Source organism: Jejubacter calystegiae, from assembly GCF_005671395.1.
Classification (GTDB): domain Bacteria; phylum Pseudomonadota; class Gammaproteobacteria; order Enterobacterales; family Enterobacteriaceae; genus Jejubacter; species Jejubacter calystegiae.
Genome location: NZ_CP040428.1, coordinates 4,694,610 through 4,713,878, shown reverse-complemented (window position 1 = coordinate 4,713,878; position 19,269 = coordinate 4,694,610). Strand labels below are relative to the sequence as shown.

Here is a 19,269-nt window from a genome sequence, read left to right as displayed (position 1 = left end):
CGCCTGTTACAGCAGGCCGCTCAGCTTCTGATGGAAGCTGCGGCTGCGCATATCAAGCCCGACAATCTCCACTTCGCACTGATGGCGTCGGTAGCGATTTTCAATGGCATCCAGCGCCGCCACGCTTGAAGCATCCCAGATTTGTGCCCAGGTGAGGTCGATAATGACCTTCTTAGGGTCCCCGGCATAATTAAAGTGCTCGAACAGATCGTTGCTGCTGGCGAAGAACAGCGGTCCACGCACCGTATAGCGCACCGACTGGCTGTCCGGCGCCAGTTCGCGGTCGGCGTGGATCACGTGGGCCACGCGGCGGGCAAACAGGATAATGGCGAATACCACGCCGCCGACTACGCCAATCGCCAGGTTGCCGGTCCAGACCGTGGCGGCAACGGTCACCACCATCAGCAGGGTTTCAGACAGCGGTAGACGCTTCAACGTTGAGGGTGCCAGGCTGTGCCAGTCCAGGGTTTTCAGGGCGACGACCATCATAATTCCCGCCAGCACCACCATGGGAATGCGCGCCATCAGAGCGCTCAGACCGGTAACCAGTAGCAGAAGGAACAGCGCGGCAGCGATAGTAGAGATACGGGTGCGCCCCTTACCCAGCTCTACGTTAACCATGGTCTGACCGATCATGGCGCAACCGGCAATACCGCCGTAGAAACCCGCCAGAATATTGCCTACGCCCAGTCCCCAGCTTTCACGGCGCTTGCTGGAAGGCGTATCTGTTAAATCATCCACCAGCTTGGCGGTCAGCAGCGACTCCATCAACCCCACCAGCGCCACGCTCAGGGCGCAGGGCCAGACGATCTGCAGCGTTTCCAGATTCAGCGGCACCATCAGTTCCGTCAGGCCGGGCAGCCCCGGCTGCATGGGGCCTTCGTCGCCCACGGTCGGCGTCTGTAAACCAAAGCCCAGGGCGAGGGCGGTCACCGCCACAATTGCCACCAGCGGTGAAGGCACGCTTTTCAGTAGTCGGGGAAGCAGCAGTACGATAACCAGCGTCAGGGCAAACAGTTGCCAGACCGTCATGTTCTGCCCCCAGACGTGGGGAACCTGGGCGCAGAAGATAAGGATCCCGAGTGCGTTAACGAAGCCAGTCATCACCGAGCGGGGAATGTAGCGCATCATACGCGCCAGTCCCAGCAGGCCGAACAGAATCTGGAACAGACCGGCTAACACGACCGCGGGCAGGATATAACCCACGCCGTGGGCATGAACCATGGGGCCTATTACCAGCGCGACTGAGCCCGCGGCTGCGGTTACCATCGCCGGGCGGCCACCTAGTAGAGACAGGCTCAGACAGAGCACGACGGAGGCGATCAGGCTTATCTTAGGATCGACACCGGCGATAACGGAAAAGGAGATAACTTCAGGAATGAGCGCCAGAGCAGTGATGATACCCGCCAGGCATTCCCGGGTTAGCAGGCGCGGCGAAACCAGCACCTGACGCACAGTTGGATTCTGCTCAACGGCAGGCTGATGTGTTACTTCAGACATAGTAGATTCGCAGGTTTATTATCATTTTCCCCGGAATGGGGTACAGACGAAGTGTGACTTTGGTCACGAAAGGTCAAGATAGTACAGGGAGTGCGCAGCAGATTCCAGTATCACGATTTTTCCTGTGAATACCGCTGCGCGGCCTGTGTGTTACTCCTGTGACGATGCTGCTTGAGCGATCGCCTTCTGTAAGTCGATAATACGATCCGCTGTATCGATGGTGGACTGGCGGTGCGCGATAAATATTCGGGTGATCTTCATCGCGGCGATAGAGGCGTTAATATGGGCTTCATTCGCCTCGTCCAGATGGCTGGTCGCCTCATCAAGAAATAGCAGGCTGGGGCGGCGATACAGCGCGCGGGCAATCAGCAGGCGCTGCTTTTGTCCCCCGGAAAGGCTGCCACCCAGTTCGCTAATCAATGTCTCATAGCCCATGGGCATATGCATGATTTCACCATGGATATTGCAACGCCTGGCGCATTCAACCAGCCAGTCATTATCTTTCTCTGTGTCGAAGCTGGCGATATTATCGGCAATCGATCCTGCAAACAGTTTGTCATCCTGAAGTACGCAGGCGATGTATTTACGATAGTTATTGATGCCGACTTTGCTTACGTCGAGACCGTTGACCAGCACCTCTCCCTGGGTTGGTTCCAGTAGGCCCGCCATGACCTTCATGAGGGTGGTTTTCCCCATTCCGGACGGCCCCGTGAGCGCGACGTTTTCACCGGAGGCGATTTTGATATTGAGGTTGGCAAAGATAGGCACCGACAGATTATCGTAGCGGAAGGTGAGGTTGCGCAACTGGAATTCCGGCGCTTCGTCAATAGGCAGTATGACACTGTCCTGTGCGACATGCTCCGGCTCCGTCATCACGATATCGGTCAGGCGATCGCTGTGTAGCGTCAGCATCCGCATGCTTAACACCGCGTTGATCAGGGCGGCGGCACGGTCAGAAAACTGAGCGCGGTAGGCGGTAAACGCCACAAACATACCAAGCGTTATGGTATTTTCGATCACCATCGAAGCCCCTAACCACAGAATGATGACGTGTTCGATCATGCTTAACAGGGTGTTTATCCCGCCGAAGAGTAGCTCAAGGCGCGAAAGCCGGATGGTGGAGTTTGTGGTGTCAATGTTTAGGTTAATCCACTGCTGGGCGCGCACCGGCGAAAGATTAAGCGCCTTCATGGTATTAATGCCGTACAGCGACTCCATGAAGTGGGAACCCGCTCTTGCAGACTTGATGATTTTTTCTTCAGAAGCCTGGCGCCAGGGCTGCCAGGTCATGAAGCGGATGAGCGCGTAGATGAAGGTAAAGCCCGCCACGATCCAGACCAGCTGGCCTCCGTATAGAATCATCATCACAAACAGCCCGATAACCATAATGCTGTCGATAACGCTGTTGACCAGGTTGGTTGTTAAGGTATTGCGGATAACGTCAAGCGAAGTGAAGCGCGACTGGATATCTCCCAGCTTACGTTTTTCAAAATAAGCCAACGGCAGGCGCATGAGATGTTCAAACAGGCCGGTTTTCCATTGCACATCGATAAATGAGGACATGACCAGGCTGGACCATGACCGCAGCATGCCGACCAGGATGCGGAAAAGAATGAAACATAGCAGGCTAAAGCAGATTATCGTGAGAAGATCGTGATCCTGCGCCATGATAACATGGTCCATCACCAATTGGGTGCCGACCGGCATGAGCAGGTTGATAGCTTCGATTACGACAGACAGCGAGAAAATTTTCACCAGAAACGGGCCTAGCCCGCCGATGTTCTTCAGCATTTGCACCAGGCTGATGCGGGTGCGCTGGGTGACTGGTGAAAATTCGCTTCCGGGCCACAGTTCCAGCGCAACGCCTGTGAAGTGGGCTGACATCTCCTTTTCTCCCACCACCCGGCGGCCGAAAGCGGGATCGTGCAGGATGCACTTATTACCGCGTACTGAGACCAGAACGACAAAATGGTTGAGATCCCAGTGCAGTATGCAAGGCGTTTTGAGCTGGCGAAGCTCGTCCAGATCCAGAGTCAGGGCCCGGGTCTGTAGCTGAATGGCTCCGGCGGTATTTATCAGATCTTTTAGCGTCGCGCCGTGGGATGAAATACCAAAGCGAGAGCGCAGGCTGAATAGATCGACGTTCATACCGTGATAGCGAGCGATCATTGTCATGCATGCTAACCCACATTCTGACGCTTCGGATTGCAGCAACTGGGGGACTTTTTTACGCAAGCTAAACTGTAAACTGGTTAGTATGTGTTTGAAGGTCGCGTTATCCATTCACGGCCCCCATAATACTCTTTTTCATATCGTAAAAGGGCGAAAGCATCCATTTCCAGAGCGGGCGTTTTTCAAGAAAAAGAGTGACCTGAGCCTTAAGGCCGCTACTGAGCATCATTTTTTGATTATCCTGAATAATCTGCTGCTGTTTTAGCTTTACGACGACCTTATAAAAAGAGCCTGCCAGGGAGCCATTTGGATTCATGGGGGCGCTACTGTAGGTTGCCAGCTCTTTGGGGGAAGCCGGCACTGAGGAGATCGACATAATCGTCCCTGAAAACTGGCCGAATTTCTGAAATGGAAAGGCTTCGTAGCGAATATTAAGTGTGTCACCTGGTTTAATATAAGGCAGGCTACTATTGGGGACCCATAACACCAACCGGTAAGCGTTGATATCCGTAGGCGTGAGCTGGGCCAGGCTGTCGCCAGGCGAAACCATTTGCCCCTCTGTTACCCCCAGTGATTCGAGCCGTCCATTGCTGGAGGCGTTAACAATCAGCATTCCGCCAGCATCGGCCTCCATTCTTTGGCGATTAAGTTCACTAAGCTGGTAAAGATACTGGGATATCTGGTTATCAAAATCCGCCGCATTCGTTTGTAGCTCGCTGCGCAGACGACTGGCGCTGATCTCCTCCTGAATTATCTGATTATTAAGGCTCAGCCAGGAGTTTTGCTGTTGGTAAAACAGATAGCGTTGATTGTTATACTGATCTTTAGTGATTAATCCTTTGCGTTGATACTCTTCATAGCTCTGCATGCTATTACGCATATCCGCCATACCGCGACCTGAGCTGGCAAGTAGTGCCTTTGACTGCTGATTAGCGGCTTCCGATTGCATCAGCTGTTCTTTTAACGCCTGCAATGAGATGGCTTTATTTTTTTCAACCCGTTTCAGAATGTCTTTTATTTCGAGGATTTGCTTGTCAATCGCCTGAGTGGTGTTCGTGGCGAGGTTGCCGGAGCGTCCTTCGCGGCTGATATCAAGTTGAAAAAGAGGAGTGCCTTTTTTTAGCGTCTCACCGGTATTGGCCAGTACGGCTGATACGATGCCCTGAGCAGGTGAATAAATATTAATCGCCCGGGGCTGAGTAATGACTTCGCCGTTGACGTTAATACGCCGGGTATAACTACCGAAAATAACCGTGAAAATGAGTGTGAGGAAGAAAATAGCACAGCAGCTACTTACCAGCCATGCCGGATAACCTGATGTTAACAGGGCCTTTCCCGCCCACTTCGCCTTTTTATTCTCCAGAGCCTCCTGGCGGAACAAACGTCGTCCATTCATACAGAATTTCTTAAATAAGATTGCTGGTGAAAATGAGAGGCTAAGCGCCTCTCATAAGTTACTTTTTTATGATTTTTTATATTAAGCTTTTGACAGGCCTAAAAAATCGAAAACGTTATTCAGGAAATTAGTGATTGAAGTTTCGATAACCTGACCGATCTGATGACCAACGCTCGAGAGAGCGGAAGCGGAAGTGTTGCCACCGGTGATATTATCGATACCGGTACCAATCTGATTTCCAATGCTGGTCAGAGTGTCGTCAATGATACCGGCACCAGAAACTTCATTTACCTCACAAACATTCAACTCACGCATTGAGTAATTCCTTTTATTAAATAGAACATGATTTTCGTAAAATTAGGAGTTATCCATAATCTTACGGGGTAATGTTAGATGCATTAATTAGTGCTGGCAATAAGAAAATTTATGGGGTGTTTTATTTTTTTTGTGTAAATCCCATTGGTGAGAAGTCAGATAATATCTATTACAGCATGTGATGCTATGAAATAAAATGCTGCTGTAAAGAGCGCTGAAGAGTGAATCACTCCCTTTTAAAACGCTTCCGGCATACCGATTATGTCCCTGTAGGCGTTTGCCGCTCTACAGGGTTTCGTTGACACTGTTCTTAAACTGATGAGTCTGTCACTGCGCTGTCCGGACGACTCTCCGAACGACAGGCGTGAAAAACCGCCAACTAATGACCGATTGTTATACTTGGGGGGGGATCCGGAAACGGAGAAAGAGATGAAACGTATTCTGTCAGGCGTGTTACTTTTTGGGTTGGTGGCCTGCACCGACGGCGCTCAGAAAATAGAAGTCTGGCATTCCATGAGCGGCAGGCAGTGTGAGCAGGGAAGACTATCGTTGAGTGAGTTGAGGCAGTCGCTTATGGTTTCCGGCGTACGGACTATGGATGCCGGGAAAGTGTCGGATGATGGCCGGGCGCGTGTGGCGATGTGTGGTGCGCCAGACGGTAAAGTTGGCGTATTCCAGATTGATAAAAGCGATCTTGATCGGGCCCGTCAGGCCGGTTTTGAACTCTGGCCAGCGCGTCAGTAATATTGATTACTTTAATTAAAAAACTATTGTTTTATTGCGTGGGGTAGCGTTTTGCTATCTCTTTTTTATTTTTTCATAGGATAAGTTTTGGTTTTGTTATTTCCACTGACAGCAAACAACTACTAAATATGTGGTTTAGTAGAAGGTGAATGAGATTTTAAAATAAAGTAAAAATAAGTTAATATGCGCGTTCAAATAACTCATTAACGCAAAAAAACATTATTATGCCTGCAATAAAAAAGAGTGTTCTTTCGCTAACGGCGCTGGCAATGTTTGTCAGTTCAACGACTTACGCTGATACCGATGTACCGCAAAAAACGGATTTTCTGTTAATTGGCGGCGGTATTATGAGTGCCTCTCTGGGCACCTGGCTCCAGGAGCTGCAGCCAGGATGGCGCCAGATGATGGTGGAAAAACTGGACGGTGTGGCGCTGGAATCCTCTAACGGCTGGAATAACGCCGGTACTGGCCATTCCGCTAATATGGAACTGAATTACACCCCTCAGCGTGCGGATGGTTCCATCGATATTAGTAAGGCGCTGAATATCAACGAACAGTTTATGATTTCCCGCCAGTTCTGGTCGGCCCAGGTGAAACGTGGAAATTTAAAGGACCCCCATGCCTTTATTAATTCCACACCGCATATGAGCTTTGTCTGGGGCGATACCAACGTTGATTACCTGAAGAAACGTTATGATGCGCTGCAAAAGTCTACTCTGTTCCAGGGAATGAAATATTCAACCTCGCACAGCCAGATTAAACAGTGGGCGCCGCTGATTATGGAAGGCCGCGATCCGAATCAGAAAGTGGCGGCGACCTGGACGCCGGTAGGCACCGACGTTAACTATGGCGAAATTACCCGCCAGCTGATTGGTAGCCTGAAGAAGAGCGATCGCTTTACACTCCAGACCTCGTCTGAAGTGACCGGATTTACGCGTAATGCGGATAACTCCTGGCATGTCACCATCAAAAACGTGAAAAGCGGGCAGGAGCATGCGGTCGATGCTAAGTATGTGTTTATCGGTGCCGGCGGTGGTGCGTTGAAGCTGCTGCAGAAGACCGGCATTCCGGAAGCCGATAACTATGGCGGTTTCCCGGTTGGCGGCTCTTTCCTGATGACGGAAAACCCGGCCGTGGCCGAACGCCATCTTGAGAAAGTCTACGGTCAGGCTTCGGTTGGTGCGCCGCCCATGTCGGTACCGCACCTGGACTCCCGCTACATTGACGGCAAACGCGTAGTGCTGTTTGGGCCATTCGCGACTTTCTCGACCAAATTCCTGAAAAACGGCTCGCTCTTCGATCTGCTCAGTACCACCACCACCAGCAACGTGATGCCGATGACTCACGTCGGACTGGATAACTTCGACCTGGTGAAGTATCTGGTGAGTCAGGTGATGCTGAGCGACGATGACCGTTTCGCGGCGCTGAAGGAATACTACCCGAACGCGCGAAAAGAGGACTGGAAGCTGATCCAGGCTGGTCAGCGCGTGCAGATCATCAAGAAAGATGCGGATAAAGGCGGCGTACTGAAGCTGGGCACGGAAGTGGTGGTAGACCAGCAGAAGACTATCTCCGCGCTACTGGGGGCTTCGCCAGGAGCATCCACTGCGGCGCCTATCGCGCTGAATGTGATTAAGCAGATGTTCCCGCAGCAGTTCGAATCACCGCAGTGGCAGAACCGCATTCGCGCTATTGTACCGAGCTTCGGCGAGAAGCTTAACGGTAATGCGGCGCTGACCCAGAAGGTCTGGGATGATACCGCCGCCACGTTGCAGTTGACCAAACCGCCGGTGATCCAGATGCCGGGCCAGGCTGGGATGGATTCGCCAGAGCCGGAACAGGGTGAAGAATCTCCCCGGCATGATATGGCGCTCTAAACTGCACCGTGACACTGGCTCCCGAATGGGGGCCATTTTTTCCTCACTGGAAGGGATGAGCACAGGGAAGGTGAAGAAAACGGGGCCGTATGCAAGAGCCCCGTCCCGACGGGTATATATCGGTTAGCCGGGGGGGAATCATACCTGCTTGATGCAGGGAGTCCAGATTTCTGGCGGTATTTTCAGACTTTTTAGTGGGTGAAGTCGAAAGGAAATTAGGCCATAAAAAGCGCCGGTTCACTATTTTCAGATCCTGCGGTGTACCTGCTGTGGGATGTCGCTCAATTATACGAAACGTGGCACGTAGAGCAGGACCGAGCGAAGCGAGAAACGGTCATGGTGACGCGCCTGTCGTAGCCGTAGCGACGATGTTGTAACAGGGTAAGAGATTACCTTCTGCGCACGCCGAGGCGCTAAGAATGGAATAGAGGTGATGGATGGCATAGAGGATGGCACGTGCCACTTTTTGTTGCAGAATCGGTCAGAAATATAAAAGAAAAAAGCAGCCATAAAGGCTGCTTTTCCCAGGGAATTTTGGTCGGCACGAGAGGATTTGAACCTCCGACCCCTGACACCCCATGACAGTGCGCTACCAGACTGCGCTACGTGCCGATTCAGTGGGGCTAATACTACCTTTTTATCCGCTGAATGCAAGGGGCAGACCGTCTGACTGAGTTATAAATAATCAATCAGTTAGCAATAAAGCGTTTTTCATCGGTCAGTACCTGCAGCAGCAGGCCAAGTTGCGGTCGCTCCTGCTTTTGCTCTTCCCCTTTGCGGTTCCAGACCTTGTAATTGCCGTTGTTATCCAGCACCAGCGTCATTTCCGGGGTGGTGATAGAGAGCGTATTGCTGTCGGCGCCCACCACCCAGTTATTGTTGCGGTTGGCGGCAAAAAGATCTTCACCCTGAGAGTACTCCCAGGCCGGTGTCCGCACGTGCAGCAGGCGCTGCATCAGGGTGGTCATCAGATCCCGATGGTCGGTGAGGCGTGTGACCTGCTGGGCAGGCGTACCGGGCCAGTGAATCACCATCGGCACCTGAATGCGGGCGCGGGCCCAGCCGAAGCTGTCGCGCTGCTTGTCCAGCGGCACGCCGTGGCTGCCGGTGATGATGACCACGGTGTTATCCAGCTTGCCGCTGCGCTGTAGCGCATCCAGCACGCGACCAATCTGGCGATCTACATTTTGCGCGCCCTGAGTATAGCGGCGCGTGAAGTCCTGCTGATTGCTCTGTTCATCGACACGGGTGCCGTTAAAAGAGATCCACGAGAACCAGCGGTTATCTTCGTTGGCATATTTACCCAGCCAGTTCATCCACTGGTTGGCGGTCTGTGCGTCCGACTGATTGTGGGCGGGCGGCAGCGAGAAGTCGGAAAGCAGCGCCTGGCGGTACAGCGGATTACCGAAGCCGTCGGAGGCGAACAACCCCAACTGGTAGCCCTGTTGATTCAGCGCGCTAATCAACGCGGCTGGCGTACGGGATGAGAGCACGCCATCCATATAGGCGGGTGTAATACCGTAGAACAGCCCGAAGATGCCGCTGTCGGCGTTGTTGCCGGGGCTCATATGCTGGGTGAAGTTGACATTCTGCCCGGCAAAATTTGCCAGCTGCGGCATGGTTTTCTCAAAGCTTGCGTAATTTAGCCCATCCACGGTAATCAGCAGTACGTTATGACCGGCGCCCATGTCGCGATAGTTTAGCGGACCGAGCGGATACTGGACCGCGGCCGCCTCCGGGTTGCCCTGTTCCACCAAGCGACGCTCATACTCCTGAGCATCCAACAGGCCGTGTTTCTCAAGGAAGCGACGCGCCGTCATCGGGTAGGAGAGCGGCAGGTTGGCGCGCTGCATGGTAATCGGGCGATAGAAATTGGCATCGGCCCAGATGTACATCAGATGGCTGGTGAAGAACGAGACGCAGAACAGCGTAGCCAGCGGTTTGCCGTAGCGGTTACGGCGACGGCTGAGGCTGCGCAGTTTCTGCCAGCTCCAGGTGGCAAACAGCATCTCGATAAGCAGAATCACCGGCACGCCGATAAACATAAGCTGCCAGTCGCGGGCCATCTCTCCCTGATCGGGGTTGATAACCAGCTCCCAGACCACGGGATTCAGGTGTAAATGGAAACGGGTAAAGACTTCGCTGTCGATCAGTAGCAGCGTCATTCCCGCCGTGGCGAAGGCCACCGACAGAAAGCGCATCAGGCGCTGCGACATCACGACAAAGGTCAGCGGGAAGAGAATCAGCAGATAGGCGGCGAACACCAGAAAGCTGAAATGCCCCGCCAGGCTGAACCACGAGTACAGGCGACCGGTCAGCGTTCCCGGCCAGTCGGCAGCCAGCAGATACCGGCTCCCGAGCAGGATTGCCACCAGAATATTGAACAGAGCAAACCAGTGCCCCCAGCTGATCATCTGGGAGACTTTTTCGCGGTAGCGCTGACGGTTAGTCACCATAACTCGTTAACATTATTCCTTAATGCGCTTTATCTTCGTGAATGGAAGAGTTCAGCGCTTCGGCGAAGGAGCGGGCCAGTATACGCCGCTGGTTGGGTGCCACGCTGCTGTTAATCAGGTTTGTGACCATATTGCCCAGAACCATCAGGGAGAGATCGGTCGGGGCGCGGTGTTTTTCAATCACTTCAACCAGTTCGCTGAGCAGCGCTTCAACGCGTTCGTCACTATAGCGGGATGTTTGTGGCATAAAAATCAGTTATCAGTCTGTTTCCGGAAAGGGAGCATCTTACCGTAGACGTCGGTTTTTTTCCGCTTTTTTATCACGGTTGCAGTGTACCGCCAACCGTGGCTGAATACCCGGCGCCTTTATGCGCCAGCGGCGATGATCGCCAGCGGCGCTTATGTATAATGGCGCAATACAGCCATATCAGGAGAGTTTAACATGAGTCTGGATATCGACCAGATAGCCTTGCACCAGTTGATCAAACGCGATGAGCAGACGCTGGAGCTGGTTCTGAGGGACAGTCTGCTGCAGGAAGGTCCGGCGGTAGAAGAGATGATGGCAGAATTACACCGGGTCTATAGCGCCAAAAGCAAAGCCTATGGTTTGTTCAGCGAAGAGAGCGAACTGGCACAGGCGCTGCGTTTGTGTCGCCAGGGTGAAGAGGATTTCCTGGGCTTCAGTCGCGCCGCCACCGGGCGCCTGCGTGACGAACTGGCGAAATATCCGTTCGCTGACGGCGGTATCGTCCTGTTTTGCCAGTATCGCTATCTGGCCGTGGAATATCTGATGGTGGCGGTGCTGAACAATCTGAGTAGCATGCGGGTTAACGAGCAGCTCGATCTCAGCACCACGCACTATCTGGATATCAACCACGCCGATATCGTGGCGCGTATCGATCTGACCGAATGGGAAACTAACCCGGAATCGACGCGCTACCTTACCTTCCTTAAGGGGCGGGTAGGGCGTAAGGTCGCGGATTTCTTTATGGATTTCCTTGGCGCCAGCGCGGGGCTGGATGCCAAAGCCCAGAACCGCGGGCTGCTACAGGCGGTGGACGACTATACCGCAGAAGCGCAGTTGGATAAGGGCGAGCGCCAGAACGTGCGTCAGCAGGTTTACAGCTACTGCAGCGAGCAACTGCAGGCCGGTGAGGAGATTGAACTTTCTTCCCTGTCCCAGGAGCTGCCGAACTTTGGGGAAAAAAGCTTTCAGGAGTTTACCGCTGAACAGGGGTACGAACTGGAAGAGAGCTTTCCGGCGGATCGCAGCACGCTGCGCCAACTGACTAAATTTGCCGGCAGCGGCGGCGGGTTGACCATTAACTTCGACGCCATGCTTCTGGGCGAGCGTATCTTCTGGGATCCGGCAACCGACACCCTGACCATTAAAGGGACGCCGCCAAACCTGCGCGATCAATTGCAGCGCCGTACTTCCGGTGGCTGAATCGAGACTATAAAAAAACGCCGCAATGCGGCGTTTTTCTTTTCGGCAACCCGGCGATTACGCGCGCAGGAAGTCGATGTGAGTCAGTTTCGGCTTGAACGGGTGACGCTGTACAGCCTGAACCTTCACTTTCTCTTCTTTACCGTCAACAACCACGGTCAGCACTTCAGTGTAGAACGCTTCGTCCTTCTGAGTGTTGATGACCTGGTCGTGATCCAGCTCGATAGCAACCGGGGAAGCCGAGCCGCCGTAGATGATTGCCGGGAACTTGTTAGCTGCGCGCAGGCGGCGGCTCGCACCCTTACCCTGCTCTTTACGTACTTCTGCGTTGATAGTAAACATGAATGTCTCTCTATATATAAAGCCTGTTACAGGCGACCCAGCAACAGGCGAATGTTCAGCTCTGCGGCTGCAGAGCGGGCTGCATTATAGCGGCAAGGCGCTGCCGCGGCAACGTAAACCGCCGCGATGGGAAAAAGCACGCTGGTAACTTTAAACAGGCAGATATCTGGAGTAGCATCTGCGCCCAATGTCTGGCATTTGTCATGGTTCCGCTTACGCGGAGGGATTTGGAGTAAGTTAAGTGTTTGCTGAGTTTGGAGTACTGAATTTCTGGACCTATTTCTTTGGGGCGGTATTTATCGTGCTGGTACCAGGGCCTAACACCCTGTTCGTACTAAAAACCAGCGTGGCTCACGGCGTGAAAAAAGGCTATCTTGCGGCCAGCGGCGTCTTTGTCGGCGATGCGGTACTGATGTTTATGGCCTACGCCGGTGTGGCAACCCTGATTAAGACCACGCCAGTGCTGTTTAGCGTGGTGCGCTACCTGGGAGCTATCTATCTGCTGTACCTGGGGGGCAAGATGCTTTATGCCACCTTTATTCTCAAAGGGCAGGCATCAGATCAGAGTGGGGCGGTTCCGGGTGGTGCGATTCTGCGCCGTTCGCTGGTGCTGAGCCTGACCAATCCCAAGGCTATCCTGTTCTACGTCTCTTTCTTTGTGCAGTTTATCGACGTGAAGGCCGCGCATCCGGGCATGGCATTCTTTATTCTGGCCAGCGTACTGGAGCTGATTAGCTTTGGCTATCTGACCTTCCTGATCTTTTCCGGTGCCTTCGTGACCCAGTATGTGCGCACTCGTACCCGGCTGGTGAAGCTGGGCAATGCCCTGACCGGTATGCTGTTTGTCGGTTTTGCGGCGCGATTAGCCAGCCTGCAGTCCTGATTGTGGTTCAGCCGCGCAGTTCATTGGCGCGGCGAAACCGCCCCTGATAGTCGAAAATCTTTTCCCGTACCTGCCACCAGGCGCCTTTCTTACGGGCCACCACAAAGTCCGGGTGACGCAGCGCCTGCTGCTGCGCCACTACCTCGTCCAGCGTCAGCCAGGGCAGGGGAACGCCGGGTGCCCGGCTGTGGGGGCGGATAAACAGCTGCTCGAAAGCGGTGCGCTGGGCCCGGCTGCTGGCCCGGAAGCGTTCGCTAACGTCGGCGCCGTCTTCGTCATAGTAGGTCACCTTTAGCCACGGGCCTTTGGCATCGCTGCCGTTCTCCAGCGTCATCCCGCTACAGCGCAGCACCAGCGCGTCTTTAAGCTTTAGGGCCGCTTTTAGCATATCGTCGGGGTCTACCAGCACCTGATCGCACTGATGGCAGCGCCGGGCGGCGATGTCGTTTTCGGCATTGCAGTTGGGGCACTGCTTAAAGCGGAAGCGGTAGCCGCACTGTTCGCGTAGACCTTCGTCGTCTTCAAACCAGCCCTGGCAGCGGCGCCCGAAGTGTTCAATGACAGTGCCATCGGCGGCGGTTTTGCCCCAGAACGTATTGGCGAAGCCGCAGTCGGGGCAGAAGACCTGTACCGGGACGTTGTCGCTCTTTTTACGCGGCGCTCCCACTTCCGGGGCGTAGAGATCGTGCGGATTACCGGCATAGTCTAGGATCAGGCAGTTCTCTTTCCCGGGAGCCAGTCGCAGACCGCGACCCACGATCTGCTGGTAGAGGCTGACCGACTCGGTGGGGCGCAGAATGGCGATCAGATCGACATGGGGAGCATCGAAACCGGTGGTTAGGACCGAGACATTCACCAGATAGCGAAACTGCTGGCGCTTAAAAGCCTCAATAAGCGCATCGCGCTCGGGCCCGGGGGTATCGCCGGTAATCAGGCGAGCCCGATCGGCGGGCAGCAGGCTGGTAACCTCCCGGGCGTGCTCTACCGTGGCGGCAAAGATCATCACTCCCCGACGATCGGCGGCGAACTCTTCTATCTGGCTGATAATATGGGGCGTGATTCGTCGCTGATCTTTGAGTTCACGGTTGAGATCGCTTTCACTGAATAGCCCGTTTTCCCTGGCCTGCAGGCGACTAAAGTCGTACTGCACCACCGGCATATCCAGGCGTTCCGGCGGCGTCAGGTAGCCATGCTTAATCATATAGCGCAGCGGCAGTTCGTAGATGCAGTCGCGAAACAGCGCCTTTTCGTCGCCCCGAACCATGCCGTGGTAGTGGAACTGATAGATCCAGCCTAAACCCTGCCGGTAAGGGGTGGCGGTCAGGCCCAGCAGGCGCAGGCGCGGATTGGCGCTCTTCAGATGACTGATAATCTGCTGGTACTGGCTTTCGCTATCGTCGCTGATGCGGTGGCACTCATCGATAATCAGCAGTGAAAACTCTGCGCTGAAATGGTCAGGGTTACGGGCCACTGACTGAACGCTGCCGAAAACCACTTTTCCCAGGCTCTCTTTACGCTGCAGTCCGGCGGCATAGATATCGGCCTCCAGCCCCAGAGCGCAGTATTTAGCGTGGTTCTGGGCCACCAGCTCCTTAACGTGAGCCAGTACCAGCACCCGGCCGCGGGCCAGTCTTGCCAGTTCGGCAATAACCAGGCTCTTACCGGCTCCGGTGGGCAGTACGATGGCGGCGGGAGCGTCGTGATGGCGGAAATGCTTCAGCGTGGCGGCGACCGCCTCCTGCTGATAGGGACGTAAACAAAAAGTCATAGCGCAGGCTTCGGGTGAAACATAGCGGCATTATGCCATAACACCGCGACAAAATGGGGTTTTCCGCCGCTTTTACCGAAGGCGCGAGATCGCTATACTGACCCATTGATTGATCATTTCTTGTATCCGCGCCGCAGTGGCCGGAATCTGTAACAGACAGGCATAACAATTTCATGCGACTCGATAAATTTATCTCCCGGCAACTGGGCGTCAGCCGCGCCATTGCGGGGCGGGAGCTCCGCGCTCAGCGGGTAACCGTTGACGGCAATGTGGTCAAAGACGGGGCATTTAAGCTCCAGCCGGAACATCAGGTAGCCTTTGATGGCAATCCTCTGATTCAGCAGAGCGGCCCGCGTTACTTTATGTTGAACAAGCCTCAGGGCTACGTCTGCGCCACTGAAGATCCCGATCATCCGACAATCCTTTACTTCCTGGATGAGCCGGTGGCCCACGAGCTACACGCCGCCGGGCGGCTGGATATCGACACTACCGGCCTGGTGCTGATGACCGACGACGGCCAGTGGTCACACCGGATTACCTCGCCGCGCCACCACTGCGACAAAACGTACCGGGTGACCCTGGAATCGCCGCTGGCGGAGGATGTCGCCCATCAGTTTGCCGAAGGGGTGGAACTGAATGGCGAGAAAGCGCCGACCCGGCCGGCACAGCTGGAGGTTATTACCCCTACCGAAGTGCTGTTGACCATCAGCGAAGGGCGCTATCACCAGGTGAAGCGGATGTTTGCCGCCGTGGGTAACCACGTGGTGGCGCTGCATCGCGAGCGTATCGGCGCTATCGAGCTCGATCCTGAACTGGGGCCGGGTGAGTATCGCCCCCTGACCGAAGAAGAGATCGCCAGCGTCGGGCTTCCGCCGCGTTAATATCAGGAGAACATCAGTGACCACCACCGGGAAAAACTCCTCACTGGGGATCGTTTTTATCCTCGGCCTGCTGGCCATGTTAATGCCGCTGTCGATCGATATGTATCTGCCTGCGCTACCGGGTATCGCCCGGGAATTTGGCGTATCAGGCGGCAGTGCCCAGATGACTCTCAGCACCTACATTCTGGGGTTCGCCATCGGTCAGCTGCTATATGGCCCCATGTCCGATAGCCTGGGGCGTAAACCGGTGATTCTGGGAGGCACGCTGTTTTTCGCCGTAGCGGCGGTGGCCTGCGCGCTGTCTCAGACGATTGGTATGCTGATCGGCATGCGTTTCCTGCACGGTCTGGCTGCGGCTTCCGCCAGTGTGGTGATCAATGCCCTGATGCGCGACACATACTCCCGTGATGAGTTTTCGCGCATGATGTCCTTTATGATGCTGGTGACCACCGTGGCGCCGCTGATGGCGCCAATGATGGGGGGAGCGGTGCTGGTGTGGTTCAACTGGCATGCGATCTTCTGGATCCTGGCGGCCACCGCGCTGGTAGCGTCGTTGATGATCATGTTCCTGATCGACGAAACCCTGCCCCAGGAGCGACGCCAGAAGTTTCATATTCGTACCACCCTGGGGAATTTCGCGACCCTGTTTCGCCACAAGCGAGCGCTGAGTTATATGTTGGCCAGCGGCTTTAGCTTTGCGGGGATGTTCTCGTTTTTGAGCGCCGGGCCTTTTGTCTATATCGAACTGAATCAGGTTCCGGCGCAACATTTCGGTTACTACTTTGCGCTTAACATACTGTTCCTGATTGTGATGACCACTATCAATAGCCGTTTTGTTCGCAGGGCAGGGGCGGTGAATATGTTCCGCTTCGGGCTGCTTGTGCAGTTTGCCATGGCTCTGTGGCTGGTGGCGACGCAGATTGCCGGAGTGGGCTTCTGGTCCATGGTGTTGGGCGTGGCGGCGTTTATCAGCTGCGTGTCGCTGGTGTCATCCAATGCGATGGCGGTGATACTCGACGAATTTCCCCATATGGCTGGTACCGCATCGTCGCTGGCGGGGACTTTCCGTTTTGGGATTGGCGCCATTACCGGCGCGCTGCTGGCGCTGGTGGATTTCCATTCCGCCTGGCCGATGATCTGCTCAATGGCGCTGTGCGCTACCCTGTCAATTCTCTTCTATCGCTACGCCAGCCGCCGCTAACGGCGGGGCAGACTGCTTAATCGGGCGCCATCTGGCGCCCGGTTTCTTAATCCACATCAACAAAGTTACCGGTAAAGCTGATATAGTTGTTTAGCTTTTGTAACGTTATGGGATGATAAAAGTCACATCTTTGTAGTAAAAAAAGTTGAGTTAGATCCCATAACAGGGTACATATAGCCCAAAATTATGGACCCCTGTCACATAAACTATCCCCGCAACGACCGAAGTTTTACGGTCATTCTGTGCGATGAAAGAGGGAAGAGGGGGACCAGGTTGATGCAATGTTCAACAACATTATGTTAACCTTTGTGCAATAATTATATGAATAACGGTACTTCCGGGGACTTCAGTTTGAACACACTACAGCTTTCCATCATCCACCGCCTGCCCAATAGCTATCGCTGGGCCGCCGGTTTAGCAGGTTCCAGTGTTGAACCGATTCCGCCCACGCCAAACGGCATGTGCGAAGATAACAGCCTGGTGGGACTTAAACTCCTGAGCCCAAACGGCGATAAGGCCTGGTCGGTGATGCGTAACCTGAGCCTGGCCCTGAGCGATATCGACGTTGAGAGTTCGATCCTTGAATGTGAAGGGGAGCCCTGCCTGTTTGTGCGCTGCCAGGACGAATATGCCACCACCTGCCGCCTGAAGAACTGCGGCGTCGCTATCGCTGAACATTTTTCCGCCACCGCGCCCTTCTAAGCTTGCGTCAGTCGGGCGCCAGTAACTGACGGGTATAGTCCGTCTCTGGCGCGTTAAAGATTCGCTGACAGTCTCCCTGTTCCACGACCTCTCCCTGCCGCAGTACCACCACCTGGTGGCAAAGCGCGCGCACCACCTGCAGATCGTGACTGATAAACAGATAAGCCAGCCGGTGCTTACGCTGAAGGCTCTTCAGCAGCGCCAGGATCTGCGCCTGTACGGTCCTGTCCAGCGAAGAGGTGGGTTCATCCAGGACAACCAGTTCGGGCTGAAGGATCAGGGCGCGGGCAATGGCGATACGCTGACGCTGGCCGCCGGAGAACTCCGATGGATAGCGGTGACGGGTCTTCGGATCCAACCCCACCTCTTCCATAGCGGTGACGGTGCGCGCTTCGCGCCCCGCAGCATCCAGCTGTGGGTGATGTACCCTCAGCCCCTCTTCAATAATCTGCTGCACCGTCAGACGGGGATTCAGAGACGAATTGGGATCCTGAAACACCACCTGGATGCGGCGTCGCACCGGTAGCATTTGCTTGCGGTTCCACTGGTGTAGCGGCTGACCGTCGAACACAATGGTTCCACTGGCGTGGATCAGGCGCAGCAGCGCCAGACCGGAGGTACTTTTACCGGAGCCGGACTCGCCCACCAGGCCGATGCTCTCTCCCGGACGCAAGGTAAAGCTCAGATTGCGAATACCGTAATGGTGGCCGACGGTACGCTTCAGGAGTCCGCGGCGGATGGGAAAAGCCACTTCCAGGTTCTCTACCTGCAGCAGCGGCGGTTGCTGCGTATCGAACGGCTCAGGATCGCCAGACGGCTCTGCCGCCAGCAGCATGCGGGTATAGTCATGGGCGGGGGCGGCGAACAGCTGAGGCATGGAATTACGCTCCACGCAGCGTCCGCGGCGCATCACTGCCACGTCGTCCGCCAGCCGCTGCACCAGATTCAGGTTATGGGTAATAAACAGCATTCCCATATTCAACTCTTTTTGCAGCTCGCGCAGCAGGGAGAGGATCTGGGCCTGAACCGTCACATCCAGCGCGGTGGTAGGTTCGTCGGCAATCAGCAGTTCAGGGTGAGTCAGTAGCGCCATGGCGATCATCACGCGCTGGCGTTCGCCGCCGGAAAGCTGATGCGGAAAATCGTTGAGTCGCTGCTTCGGGTTGCGGATCCCCACCCGCTCCAGGCAGGTGATAATTTCGGCGCGCGCAGGTTCGCGTCGCATACCGCGGTGCAGCGATAGCACCTCATAGAGCTGCTTTTCCACGTTGTGCAGCGGGTTGAGCGACACCATGGGCTCCTGAAAGATCATGGCGATGCGGTTGCCGCGAATGGCGCGCAGTTCGCTTTCCGGAGCATGCAGTAGCGGCTGGCCGTGGAAAAAGATCTCGCCGGACGGATAGCTGGCAGGCGGCGTGGGCAGCAGGCGCAGCACCGAAAGGGCGGTGACGCTTTTGCCTGAGCCGGATTCCCCCACCAGCGCCAGGGTCTGGCCCGCTTCGACATACAGCGACAGATCCTCCACCACCCGCTGTTGTCCAAAGGCGATGGAAAGCTGGTCTATCGACAGGAGCGGCGTAGTCAT

Annotated in this window: 16 protein-coding genes, 1 tRNA gene and 1 pseudogene; 7 read left to right on the top strand and 11 right to left on the bottom strand. The window is 55.0% G+C overall.

The features are described 5' to 3' along the window. Nucleotides 1–6: 6 nt before the first annotated feature. From FEM41_RS22085 to FEM41_RS22070, 4 genes are all read right to left on the bottom strand, one after another. Entirely contained in the window at nt 7–1,500 is a 1,494-nt protein-coding gene (locus FEM41_RS22085; protein WP_138098489.1) for a SulP family inorganic anion transporter, read from the bottom strand. 150 nt (nt 1,501–1,650) lie between these two features. Then, nucleotides 1,651–3,783 (bottom strand): peptidase domain-containing ABC transporter, encoded by a 2,133-nt coding sequence (locus FEM41_RS22080; RefSeq protein WP_138098488.1) that lies wholly within the window; start codon nt 3,781–3,783, stop codon nt 1,651–1,653. After that, nucleotides 3,776–5,068 carry an HlyD family secretion protein gene (locus tag FEM41_RS22075; protein WP_138098486.1) on the bottom strand — a complete coding sequence of 431 codons (1,293 nt, stop codon included), beginning with the start codon at nt 5,066–5,068 and terminating at the stop codon, nt 3,776–3,778. The genes FEM41_RS22080 and FEM41_RS22075 overlap by 8 nt, the downstream gene beginning before the upstream one ends. Nucleotides 5,069–5,149: 81 nt before the next feature. Further along, complete coding sequence (locus FEM41_RS22070) at nt 5,150–5,383, bottom strand: hypothetical protein (protein WP_138098484.1); 234 nt, start codon at nt 5,381–5,383, stop codon at nt 5,150–5,152. A gap of 429 nt (nt 5,384–5,812) precedes the next feature. On the opposite strand from FEM41_RS22070, the gene FEM41_RS24675 reads away from it, so the two are divergent. Next, nucleotides 5,813–6,127, top strand: a complete 315-nt coding sequence (locus FEM41_RS24675; protein ID WP_168198846.1) for a hypothetical protein — start codon at nt 5,813–5,815, stop codon at nt 6,125–6,127. 224 nt (nt 6,128–6,351) lie between these two features. After that, nucleotides 6,352–8,004, top strand: a complete 1,653-nt coding sequence (gene mqo / locus FEM41_RS22065; protein ID WP_138098482.1) for a malate dehydrogenase (quinone) — start codon at nt 6,352–6,354, stop codon at nt 8,002–8,004. 493 nt (nt 8,005–8,497) lie between these two features. Here mqo and FEM41_RS25005 read toward each other — a convergent pair. From FEM41_RS25005 to FEM41_RS22050, 4 genes and pseudogenes are all read right to left on the bottom strand, one after another. Beyond that, nucleotides 8,498–8,584, bottom strand: a pseudogene (locus FEM41_RS25005) (hypothetical protein); the annotation flags it as partial. Continuing rightward, nucleotides 8,540–8,616 (bottom strand) — tRNA-Pro (locus FEM41_RS22060). The pseudogene FEM41_RS25005 and the gene FEM41_RS22060, both read right to left, overlap by 45 nt. Before the next feature lie 77 nt (nt 8,617–8,693). Beyond that, nucleotides 8,694–10,460: an LPS biosynthesis-modulating metalloenzyme YejM gene (gene yejM, locus FEM41_RS22055; protein ID WP_138098480.1), complete on the bottom strand. Its 1,767-nt coding sequence runs from the start codon at nt 10,458–10,460 to the stop codon at nt 8,694–8,696. 19 nt (nt 10,461–10,479) lie between these two features. Beyond that, on the bottom strand, nt 10,480–10,707 hold the full coding sequence (locus FEM41_RS22050; RefSeq protein ID WP_138098478.1) for a YejL family protein: 228 nt from the start codon (nt 10,705–10,707) through the stop codon (nt 10,480–10,482). 195 nt (nt 10,708–10,902) lie between these two features. On the opposite strand from FEM41_RS22050, the gene yejK reads away from it, so the two are divergent. After that, complete coding sequence (yejK, locus tag FEM41_RS22045) at nt 10,903–11,907, top strand: nucleoid-associated protein YejK (protein ID WP_138098476.1); 1,005 nt, start codon at nt 10,903–10,905, stop codon at nt 11,905–11,907. A 57-nt stretch (nt 11,908–11,964) separates the two neighbouring features. On the opposite strand, the gene rplY is transcribed toward yejK, so the two are convergent. After that, nucleotides 11,965–12,249, bottom strand: coding sequence for a 50S ribosomal protein L25 (rplY, locus tag FEM41_RS22040; protein ID WP_138098474.1), 285 nt, complete (start codon nt 12,247–12,249; stop codon nt 11,965–11,967). 241 nt (nt 12,250–12,490) lie between these two features. Between rplY and leuE the strand changes: the two genes are divergently transcribed. Beyond that, nucleotides 12,491–13,132 carry a leucine efflux protein LeuE gene (gene leuE, locus FEM41_RS22035; protein WP_138098472.1) on the top strand — a complete coding sequence of 214 codons (642 nt, stop codon included), beginning with the start codon at nt 12,491–12,493 and terminating at the stop codon, nt 13,130–13,132. A 7-nt stretch (nt 13,133–13,139) separates the two neighbouring features. Here leuE and radD read toward each other — a convergent pair whose 3' ends face one another. Next, nucleotides 13,140–14,900, bottom strand: a complete 1,761-nt coding sequence (gene radD / locus FEM41_RS22030; RefSeq protein WP_138098470.1) for a DNA repair helicase RadD — start codon at nt 14,898–14,900, stop codon at nt 13,140–13,142. 173 nt (nt 14,901–15,073) lie between these two features. Here radD and rsuA point away from each other — a divergent pair, with 173 nt between their 5' ends. From rsuA to FEM41_RS22015, 3 genes are all read left to right on the top strand, one after another. Continuing rightward, complete coding sequence (rsuA, locus tag FEM41_RS22025; RefSeq protein ID WP_138098468.1) at nt 15,074–15,781, top strand: 16S rRNA pseudouridine(516) synthase RsuA; 708 nt, start codon at nt 15,074–15,076, stop codon at nt 15,779–15,781. Between the two features lie 16 nt (nt 15,782–15,797). Next, the gene (locus FEM41_RS22020) at nt 15,798–16,982 is read left to right on the top strand and encodes a Bcr/CflA family multidrug efflux MFS transporter (RefSeq protein ID WP_138098466.1); all 1,185 of its coding nucleotides are present in this window, start codon (nt 15,798–15,800) and stop codon (nt 16,980–16,982) included. A 351-nt stretch (nt 16,983–17,333) separates the two neighbouring features. Further along, nucleotides 17,334–17,684 (top strand): YejG family protein, encoded by a 351-nt coding sequence (locus tag FEM41_RS22015; RefSeq protein WP_138098464.1) that lies wholly within the window; start codon nt 17,334–17,336, stop codon nt 17,682–17,684. A gap of 7 nt (nt 17,685–17,691) precedes the next feature. On the opposite strand, the gene yejF is transcribed toward FEM41_RS22015, so the two are convergent. Then, nucleotides 17,692–19,269: a microcin C ABC transporter ATP-binding protein YejF gene (gene yejF / locus FEM41_RS22010; protein WP_138098462.1), complete on the bottom strand. Its 1,578-nt coding sequence runs from the start codon at nt 19,267–19,269 to the stop codon at nt 17,692–17,694.